Here is a 9,147-nt window from a genome sequence, read left to right on the forward strand (position 1 = left end):
CGTGTGCGAACACCACGCCTGGGCCATTGTGGCAGTGCGCGGGGACGGTCCGGTCCCGCGTCCTTGGGGCCCGCCCCGGAAATGTCGGCGCCCCGTGCGAGGATGTGCCCCGCTATGTCTGCCACCCTTGTCCCCACCCCCTGGGAGGAACGTGACCGTACGACGGAGTCGACGCGGGCGGCGCGTGCGCGGACGACGGTGGGTCCGGTGGGTGCGTGGTTCGCTGCCACTGGCGCTGGTGGTGCTCCTGCTGGGGCTGGGGTGGTTGCGGGACAACGCCGATCGCCCACTCGTGTGGCTGTTCGTCGGTGTGGTGGCCCTGCTCGCGGCGACCGCGGCGGGCTGGTGGGTGTGGTCGCGGCTGCGCCTGGCCCGGGAACGGTGGATCGTCTCGCGCACCGCGATCGCCGGGATCGACACGATGTCGGGGATCGAGTTCGAGCGGTACGTGGCGCGGCTGCTGCGCACTCACGGGTACACCCGGGTGACGGTGGTCGGTGGAGCCTCAGACGGTGGAGTGGACCTGCGCGCGCAGACCCCCGACGGTAGGGCGTTGGCCGTGCAGTGCAAGCGTTGGCGCAAACCGGTTCCACCCAACGAGGTGCGGGCGTTCCTGGGCGCGCTGGCCGGAAGCCACCGCGGCTACCTGGGGATGTTCGTCGCCTCGAACGGGTTCACCGCGGAGGCGGTGAGCGAGGCCGGCGACGGGATGGTCCTGGTGGACCGGCACGCCCTGGGCCTGTGGATGGCCGGCGAACGCGCCCCGGAGCCACCACCACCCTGACTTCGGCGCGGCCTCTTCTGAGGCGGCCTCATCTGGGGGAGGCGGCGAACGCGCCCTGCACGAAGTGACGTTGGAAGACGAAGAAGACCAGCAGTGGCACCAGCATGGACAAGAGCGCGCCCGAGGCCAGGACGTCGACGTTGGTGCCGAACTGGCGCAGATCGGAGCGCAGCGCCACGGTCAGCGGTGCCGAATCCGGACTGGTGAGCACCAGGGCGACGAGCATGTCGTTCCACACCCACAGGAACTGGAAGACCGCGAGGGAGGCCAGGGCGGGCCGGGACACCGGCAGGACCACCTTGCGGAAGATCCGCCACTCGCGGGCCCCGTCCATACGGGCCGCTTCGAGCAGGTCGCGGGGGATGCCCACGAAGAAGTTGCGCAGTAGGAACACCGCGAAGGGCAGTCCGAAGGCCACGTGGAACAGGACGGCGCCGGTGATGGAACCGAAGACGCCCAGGGCCCCGTAGAGCCGGGAGATGGGGATCAGGGCCGCCTGGACCGGCAGCACCAGCAGGCCCACGACGGCGACCATGATCCAGTCGCGTCCGGGGAAGTCCAACCACACCAGGGCGTAGGCGGCCATCGCGCCGATCCCCACGACCAGGAGGGTGGACGGCACCGAGATGTAGACGGTGTTGAGGAACGAGCGGAGGACGACGCCGTCCTGGACCAGACCCTGGTAGTTGGCCAGGGTCAGTTCGGTGGGCTTGACCAGGGCCGTCCACCAGCCGCTGTTGGTGTTGTCGGCCCCCGAGCGCAGTGACACCAGGGACAGGCCCAAGAGAGGGACCATCCAGAACAGCGCCACGATGATCAGGAGGAATCGCAGGGCGCCCGATCCCAGGGCACCGACCAGACGCGCGGCCGGGCCGCGACGCTGGGCGCCGGTGACGGATACCTCGACGACCGAGGGCGACTTCTTGGCCGGGGTGGTCATGGGCGCTCCCGCCGGAACCGGCGGATGTTGAAGTACATGATCGGCAGGACCAGGACCATGAGCAGGACCACGAGTGCGCTGCCCACGCCTTGGTCGCCGCCCGCGCCGAAGGAGACCTGCCACATGCGCAGGGCGATGACGCCGGCGTCCGATTGCACCGATCCGGGCACGATGACGAACACCAGGTCGAAGATCTTCAGCACGTTGATCGTCAGGGTCACGAACACCACGAGCAGCAGGGGGCCCAGGAGCGGCAGGGTGACCTTGCGGAACACCTGCCATTCGGTGGCCCCGTCGACCCGGGCGGCTTCGAGGGCGTCGCGCGGGATGGCGGCCAGTCCGGCGGCGATGAAGGTGACCGCGAACCCGGTCATGATCCACACCCAGGAGGAGATGAGCACCGGTGTGACCAGGGCGGGACCCAGCCAGGTCAGGCCGCGGAAGGGTTCGGTGAAGTTGTCGGCGGCCAGGTGGATCGTGTACTCGCCGGGTGGTGTCTCGGGCAGGGTGAAGCGGCCGTCGTCGCCGGTGGTGGTGGAGGCGACCACCCGGCCGTCCTGAACCACCTGCACGGTCATGCGGGGCATGCCGTACTCACCGTCGTCGAGGGCGCCGGGCTCGCCGTCCAGGGCCACGTCCAACCAGACCACGCCCCGCACCGCGCTGTCGGCGGGTTCGGGGACGGAGGCCGGGGAGGCCTGTTCGGGCAGGTCGCCAGGGCGCACCCCCACCATGGGCAGTTCGACGACCCGACCGGGTTCGTGGGTGTGGGCGCCGGTGAAGCCGCCGAGCGCGGTGTCGGGGCGTAGGGAGGCCTCGCGCGGTTCGGCGCCGGGGTACTCCGAAGGTGAGGTGAAGGCGTCGTGCACGCTCACCATCGCCGCGTTCACCACGCCACGGTCGGGGTTCTCGTCGTAGACGAGCCGGAAGACGATGCCGGAGGCGAACAGGGAGATCGCCATGGGCATGAACAGCAGGACCCGGAAGGCGGTCGCCCAGCGCACGCGTTCGGTGAGGACGGCGAGGATCAGCCCCAGCCCGGTGACCAGGGCGGGGGCGACCAGCACCCAGATCCCGGTGTTGCGGATCGCGGTGAGCGTGCGGTCGTCGGTGAACATGTGGGCGTAGTTGTCGAGCCCGACGAACCGTGCGCCGGAGGCGTCGTAGAGGCTGCGCACCACCGAGTACGCGGCCGGGTAGAGCAGGAACACGGCGAGGAACAGCAGCGCGGGCAGCAGGAACAGGATCGCCGGACCCAAGACGCGGCGCGGCCGGGAGGCGCGGTGGTCGGCAGGGTCCGGGGGGAGGTCGTGGGGCATGCTCATCCTTCGCCGTACGCGTGGGTGGCCTCCTCTTCCAGGCGCGACATGGTCCCCTCCACGTCGGAGGGGTCGCGTAGGAAGTCCTGGAGGGTCTGCCACATGCCGTCGCCGACGGTGGCACCGAACACGGTGGGCTGTTGGTCCGACAGGTCGAAGCGCACACCGTCACCGGCCCGGACGACCCGCTCGGCGACTTGGCCGGTGACCGGGTCGGCGTAGTCGTCAGCGGTCAGGTGCCGGTTGGGCGAGACGAACCCGCCGATGGCGGCCCACTCCCCCGAGGCGTCGGCGCCGGCCAGGAAACGCAGTAGTTCCATGGTGGCCGCGCGATCGTTCATGGCCACGGCGGCGTCACCGGCCACGACCACGGAGTCGTCCCCCTCTTCCATGGGAGGGAAGGGGAAGACCCGGGCGTCGTCGCCGACGGTGGCGTTGGTGCCCGCGGTGACCACCCCGCCGATGAAGTCGGCGCCCGCCACCATGGCGGCGTCGGGGTCGTCGCTGTAGACGTCCACCACCGAGGTGGGGAAGTCGGTCTGGAGCGCGCCGCCGCGGCCGCCCGACATCAGGCGGTCCTGGCCCCAGACCTGGGCCAGGGTCTCCAGGGCGACCTCCACGCTGGGGTCGGTCCAGGGGATCTCGTGTCGGCCGAGCCGGTCGTACATCCGGGGGCCGGCGGTGCGCAGGTAGACGTTCTCGAACCAGTCGGTGAGCACCCAGCCGTCGGCGCCGGCGATGGACAGCGGGCTGACGCCGATGTCGGCGAGGTCGTTGGAGAGTTCGAGGAACTCGTCCCAGGTCCGAGGGGGCACGGCGCCGATCTCGGTGAAGAGCGCGTCGTTGTACCAGACCAGGGATTTGTCGGCGATCTTGAGGTAGACGCCGTAGGGGGTGCCGTCCACCGAGCCGAACCCGGTCCAGGCGCCGGCCATGTTCGCATCGAGGGTGTCGACGACGTCGGTGGTGAGGGGGACGAGCGCCCCTTCGTCGGCGAAGTGTTCGATGAGGCCGGCCTGTGGGATGAGCGCGACGTCCGGTTCGTCGCCGCCCTGGATGCGGGTCTGTAGGAGGGTCTGGAGGTCGTCGCCGGCGCCGCTGTAGGAGACCGTGACACCGGTTCGTTCCTCGAAGACGGCGAGGACGCGTTCGAAGGCCCGCTGTTCGTCGCCCGCCCAGGGGCCCACGATCTCCAGGTGTTGCCCGGCCAGGTCGGAGTCGGCGGGGAGGCCCCCGCCGTCGCTACAGGCGGTGGTGGTCAGGCCGAGGGTGAGCAGGGCCGTGGCGGTGCGGGTGAGGGGTCGAGAGCGGGGACGGGGGTTTGAGGGGCGGGGGGTTGGGGGGCGCATAGGGGATACTCCTCTAGGAGTGGTCGATCGCGATGCCCGTGACCGGGTCGAAGAAGTGGATGCGGTCGGTGTCCACGGCGACGGTGATGACCTGCCCCTCGAACACGTGGGTGCGAGGGCTGAAGCGGCCCACGCACACGACGCCGTGATCGACGGCGGGGAGGGTCTCGTCGACACCGGCGTCGCGGGCGAGTTCACGGGTGTCCTCGGAGACCATGGGCGGCGCGTGCAGGGGAAAGTGCACCAGGACGTCGGAGCCCATGGCCTCCACGAGGTCGGCGACGGAGGTGAGGGTGGCCCCCGCGGCGGCGCCGACGATCCCGGCGTCCTCCATGTCCTCGGGTCGGATGCCCACGACCACCTTCTGGTTCGCGTGATCGCGCAGGGCCGGGCGGCGATGCAGCAGGGCGTCGGGGAGGTCGAGGGTCTGATCACCGATGTGGACGCGGAACCGGCCGTCGTCCTCGGTGAGTTCCACGCACATCAGGTTCATGCCGGGAGAACCCACGAAACCGGCGACGAACAGGTTGTCGGGGTGATCGTAGAGCTCCTGGGGCGGACCGACCTGCTGTAGGACGCCGCGCTTCATCACCGCGACCCGGTCGCCGAGGGTCATCGCCTCGGTCTGGTCGTGGGTGACGTAGACGGTGGTGACACCGAGATCGCGCTGGATGCGGGCGATCTGGGCGCGCACCTGCACGCGGAGCTTGGCGTCCAGGTTGGAGAGGGGCTCGTCCATGAGGAAGGCCCTGGGTTCACGGACGATGGCGCGGCCCATGGCCACGCGCTGGCGCTGACCGCCGGAGAGGTTTCCGGGTTTGCGGGTGAGGTGCTCCTCCAGCCGCAGGACCTCGGCGACCTCGCGCACCAGACGATCGATCTCCGCCTTGGGGACCTTGCGCAGTCGCAACCCGAAGGCGATGTTCTCGTAGACGTTCAGGTGCGGGTAGAGGGCGTAGGACTGAAAGACCATGGCGACGTCTCGGTCACGGGCGGGCACGTCGTCGACGACACGGCCGCCGATACGGATCGTGCCCTCGGAGACGCTCTCCAGGCCGGCGAGCATGCGCAGAGCGGTGGTCTTGCCACAGCCGGAGGGACCCACCAACACCAGGAACTCCCCATCCTGGACCTCCAGGGAGAGGTCGTCCACGGCGCGGGTTCCGTCCGGGTAGACCTTGCCCAGGCCCTCGATCACGATCTCCGCCACGACACCTCCGAACGACGGGCGCCCGATCGACGCCCCCTGTGGGTCAGGGCCGGGCCGATGGGATGTGACGCGGGCCACCGCCGGCCGTCTGCCAAGACAGTAATGGGACCTCCGCCCAAGGAAGCCTCAACTCTGCTTCCTCCTCATCTCGATTCGGGGTCCAGGTGGTCTCGGACCGTCGCGGCGGTCTTTCCCGTTCGTTACCGTGTCCGCATGGCAACCGTGTTGCTGGTCGAGGACGACCGGATGGTGCGTGACGCCCTGGTGCGGGCGCTGCGCGGACTGGGACACGTGGTGTTCCCGGTCGGCACCGCCTTGGACGCGCTCAGGCAGGCCGCCGAACACGAACCCGACCTGGTCATCCTGGACCTTGGCCTGCCCGACCTGGACGGGGCCTCGGCGTTGCGCATGCTGCGCGGCCACAGTGACGTTCCGGTGATCGTGGCGACCGCGCGCGCCGACGAACCCTCGATCGTGCGGCTGCTCAACGACGGGGCCGACGACTACGTGGTCAAACCCTTCTCCAGCGCCCAGTTGGCGGCCCGGATGAACGCGCTGCTGCGACGTACCTCCCGGGGCGGGGCCGACGCGACCGAGCAGAGCGAACTGACCGTGGGCGAGCTGTGCATCAGCCTGGCCCAACGTCGGGCGACCCTGGCGGGGAAGACCTTGGCGCTGTCCCGGCGCGAGTTCGACCTGCTCGCCTACCTGGCCGAACACCAGGGGCGGGTGGTGACCCGGCGCGAACTCGTGGAGGCCGTCTGGCACGAACACCCCTACGTGGGCCACGACCAGACCATCGACGTGCACATGTCCTGGCTGCGCCGCAAACTCGGGGAGAGCGCGAGCCGGCCCCGGTACCTGCACACCGTGCGCGGAGTGGGGCTGAAGCTGGAGGCTCCCCGGTGAGAGGACTGCTGGCACGGACCGCCGCCCTGGTGGCGTCACTGGTGGCGTCGGGAGTGTTGGCCGGTGCCGCGTTGTGGGCGTGGCAGGAGACCGCCGACCGCTCGGCGGTGGAGGCGCGCACCCAGGCGGACCTGGTGGCGGCCGTGGTCACGGTCGACGCCGAACCCGAGGTATTGCGCGAACTGGTGGCATCCACCCCGGCCGGGGCCGAGGGACACCTGGCGGTGCACCTGCCCGGAGGGGACACGGTGGGAGCCAGCCGGGCGGGGGACGAGGACGTGGCGGCTCTCGGGGGCGGAGGCGTCGGAGCCGGCGAGGGCGCCGTTTCCGAGCGGGTTCGGGAGGTCCGGGTCGAGGGTGGCCGGGCCCTCCTGGTGGGCACTCGGACACCGGAGGGCGAACCGGCGGTGGTGGAGGTGTTCCGGCCCGGTGGTGAGGTGGCCGCCGCCCTCGGACGAAGCCTGGGGTGGTCGGTGCCGGTGGCGGCGCTGGTGGTCATCGGCGCGGTGGCGCTGACCGACCGGCTGAGCGCCCCCTCACGTCGGGCGCTACGCGAACTGGCGCGAACCGCGGTGGCGATCGGGCACGGGCGATTGAACGCCCGCATCAGGGTGAGCGGCCCGCGCGACCTCGTGGTGCTGGGAGAGTCCATCAACTCGATCGGCGAGCGGGTGCAGGACCTGCTGGCCAAGGAACGCGAGATGGCAGCGGACGTCTCGCACCGACTCCGCACCCCGTTGACGGCGCTGCGCCTGGACACCGAGTCCCTACCCGGCGCGGAGGGCGAACGCATTCGCGGGGCCGTGGCCGTCATGGAACGCGACGTGGACGAGATCATCCGCAACGTGCGCCCGAGGGAGGTCGAGGAGGACACGGAAGGCGGGGTTGGAGCCGAGGGTGAGGCGACGGGGGCCGGAGCGGGAGTGGCCGAGTGCGACCTGTCAGAGGTCGTCCTCGACCGGATGGGGTTCTGGTCGGTGCTGGCCGAGGACCAGGAGCGCGAGGTGGAGGTGGACCTGCCACCGCACCCGACTCGGGTCGCCCTCGGAAGGGAGGAAGGCGTCGCGGTGCTGGACGCCCTGGTGGGCAACGTGTTCCGCTACACCCCGGCCGGAAGCCCGTTCGCGGTGACCGTGGTGGGGCACGCGGGATGGGTTTCGTTGCTGGTGGAGGACGCCGGACCGGGCTTTGGCGATCCGACCGCGGCGTTGCGACGCGGCAGTAGTGGGGGTGGTTCGACCGGGCTGGGCCTGGACATCGTGCGCCACGCGGTGGAGACCACCGGCGGGACCATTCACCTGGAACGCGGCAAGTTGGGTGGTGCGCGGGTGCGTTCCCGATTCGCTGAATTGGGGGCGGACCACGACGAGGAGCAACCGCTGGCCTGGCGTCTGCGCCGCTCAGGTTGAGGTGAGGGCTTGAGAGCTTGGGGGCTGGGGGTTGGACAGGGAGAAGCGGAACCGGACTGGATGGGATGGGACTGGATGGGACCGAACGGGGCGGGGCGAAGGCGGGAACCTAGGTAGGGCCTGCCGGCGTCCGGGTGTGTGGCGGGTGTGTTGGTAGGGCGCCTCGGCTAGAGAACCTTGAGGTTGTTGGGCGGGGTGGGGGTGGGTTCTCCCTCCTTCCCCGCCCGACAACCCCAGGGCTTCCGGCCCCAGGCGCCCCACCCACAGCACCAATCCCCCAGGCAGACCCTCAATGGGCGCGGCCGGCCAGAGTCAGCGGTGGAAAGCGGTGTTCACCGGTCGGGTCGCTCAAACGCATCGTGTACATCCACCAGCGTCCCGAGTCCGGGGAGGGACAGGACTCCGACCAACCGTGGGTTCGCCCCCAGGGGATAACGATGCTCTCCGCACCTTCCAGGGAGGTACCGGAGGGGCCCGATTCCTGTGGTGGTCGGCCGTGACGGCAGGTGGAGGTCAGGTTCAGGGTGATGTCGGAACCCGTGCCGTTGCGGATCTCGTTGTACCAGGTCACGCGATTCCCCTCGTGCCCGATGCTCAAGAGCCGTATGCCCAGGCCGTTGGCGAACTCGTGGGGGCGGTCGGCCGGAATGATCGGGGCCACCAACGGCACCAGGAACTTCAGACCGATGACGGACAGGGTCAGGGCGACGGTGACGATCAGGGCCTTGCGGGGGGCGGACACAAGTCTCCTGGGGGACGGGGACCGGGACTGGACGCCCCGATACGCGGGACGCCCCGAGGTTACCGGTCCAGGAGTTGGGCGCAGCGGATCAGGCCCAGATGCGAGTAGGCCTGCGGGTGGTTGCCCAACGCGCGTTCGGTGACCGGGTCGAACTCCTCGGGGATCAACCCCGTGGGACCGGCGGCCCCCACCAGGTGCTTGAACAGCTCCTCGGCCTCGGCGCGGCGCCCGGTGAGCAGGTAGGCCTCGATCAGCCAGGTGGTGCACAGGTGGAAGCCGCCCTCGCCGCCGGGCAGGCCGTCGTCGCGGTGGTAGCGGTAGACGGTGGGGCCGCTGCGCAACTCGGCCTCGATCGCGGTGACGGTGGCCTGGAAGCGTGCGTCGGTGGGGTCGATCAGTCCGGACAGGCCGATGTGCAGGGAGGCGGCGTCCAGGTCGGTGCCCTCATAGGCGGTGGTGTAGGCCTGGGCGGTCTCGTTCCAGCC

Annotated in this window: 9 protein-coding genes; 3 read left to right on the top strand and 6 right to left on the bottom strand. The window is 70.3% G+C overall.

Features of this window, described 5'->3' with window-relative positions; genetic code table 11:
* The first annotated feature begins 211 nt into the window (after positions 1–211).
* Positions 212–784, top strand: a complete 573-nt coding sequence (locus ACWGKS_RS24265) for a restriction endonuclease (protein WP_358507976.1) — start codon at positions 212–214, stop codon at positions 782–784.
* 28 nt (positions 785–812) lie between these two features.
* Here ACWGKS_RS24265 and ACWGKS_RS24270 read toward each other — a convergent pair whose 3' ends face one another.
* From ACWGKS_RS24270 to ACWGKS_RS24285, 4 genes are read right to left on the bottom strand one after another with little or no spacing between them, the layout of a single operon-like run.
* The gene (locus tag ACWGKS_RS24270; RefSeq protein ID WP_358507959.1) at positions 813–1,724 is read right to left on the bottom strand and encodes a carbohydrate ABC transporter permease; all 912 of its coding nucleotides are present in this window, start codon (positions 1,722–1,724) and stop codon (positions 813–815) included.
* Positions 1,721–3,043, bottom strand: coding sequence for an ABC transporter permease subunit (locus ACWGKS_RS24275; protein WP_358507961.1), 1,323 nt, complete (start codon positions 3,041–3,043; stop codon positions 1,721–1,723). Before ACWGKS_RS24275 ends, ACWGKS_RS24270 begins: the two co-directional genes overlap by 4 nt.
* A gap of 2 nt (positions 3,044–3,045) precedes the next feature.
* Positions 3,046–4,392 (bottom strand): ABC transporter substrate-binding protein, encoded by a 1,347-nt coding sequence (locus ACWGKS_RS24280; RefSeq protein ID WP_358507962.1) that lies wholly within the window; start codon positions 4,390–4,392, stop codon positions 3,046–3,048.
* Positions 4,393–4,405: 13 nt separating this feature from the next.
* The gene (locus ACWGKS_RS24285; RefSeq protein WP_358507964.1) at positions 4,406–5,602 is read right to left on the bottom strand and encodes an ABC transporter ATP-binding protein; all 1,197 of its coding nucleotides are present in this window, start codon (positions 5,600–5,602) and stop codon (positions 4,406–4,408) included.
* Between the two features lie 213 nt (positions 5,603–5,815).
* On the opposite strand from ACWGKS_RS24285, the gene ACWGKS_RS24290 reads away from it, so the two are divergent.
* Together ACWGKS_RS24290 and ACWGKS_RS24295 are read left to right on the top strand one after the other, a co-directional pair.
* Positions 5,816–6,511 carry a response regulator transcription factor gene (locus tag ACWGKS_RS24290; protein ID WP_358507966.1) on the top strand — a complete coding sequence of 232 codons (696 nt, stop codon included), beginning with the start codon at positions 5,816–5,818 and terminating at the stop codon, positions 6,509–6,511.
* Complete coding sequence (locus tag ACWGKS_RS24295; protein WP_358507968.1) at positions 6,508–7,920, top strand: sensor histidine kinase; 1,413 nt, start codon at positions 6,508–6,510, stop codon at positions 7,918–7,920. The genes ACWGKS_RS24290 and ACWGKS_RS24295 overlap by 4 nt, the downstream gene beginning before the upstream one ends.
* 289 nt (positions 7,921–8,209) lie before the next feature.
* On the opposite strand, the gene ACWGKS_RS24300 is transcribed toward ACWGKS_RS24295, so the two are convergent.
* The gene (locus ACWGKS_RS24300) at positions 8,210–8,662 is read right to left on the bottom strand and encodes a hypothetical protein (RefSeq protein WP_452524152.1); all 453 of its coding nucleotides are present in this window, start codon (positions 8,660–8,662) and stop codon (positions 8,210–8,212) included.
* Positions 8,663–8,721: 59 nt separating this feature from the next.
* Positions 8,722–9,147, bottom strand: a 426-nt coding sequence (locus tag ACWGKS_RS24305; protein ID WP_452524154.1) for a glycoside hydrolase family 15 protein, incomplete at its 5' end; no start/stop codon positions are given.

It is taken from the genome of Nocardiopsis sp. NPDC055879 (assembly GCF_053615935.1).

What these genes read in the sequence shown, in the direction of transcription:
- ACWGKS_RS24290 (WP_358507966.1), top strand. Translation starts at nt 5,816, where the DNA reads ATGGCAACCGTGTTGCTGGTCGAGGACGACCGGATGGTGCGTGACGCC.
- ACWGKS_RS24280 (WP_358507962.1), bottom strand. Translation starts at nt 4,392, where the DNA reads ATGCGCCCCCCAACCCCCCGCCCCTCAAACCCCCGTCCCCGCTCTCGA.
- ACWGKS_RS24275 (WP_358507961.1), bottom strand. Translation starts at nt 3,043, where the DNA reads ATGCCCCACGACCTCCCCCCGGACCCTGCCGACCACCGCGCCTCCCGG.
- ACWGKS_RS24270 (WP_358507959.1), bottom strand. Translation starts at nt 1,724, where the DNA reads ATGACCACCCCGGCCAAGAAGTCGCCCTCGGTCGTCGAGGTATCCGTC.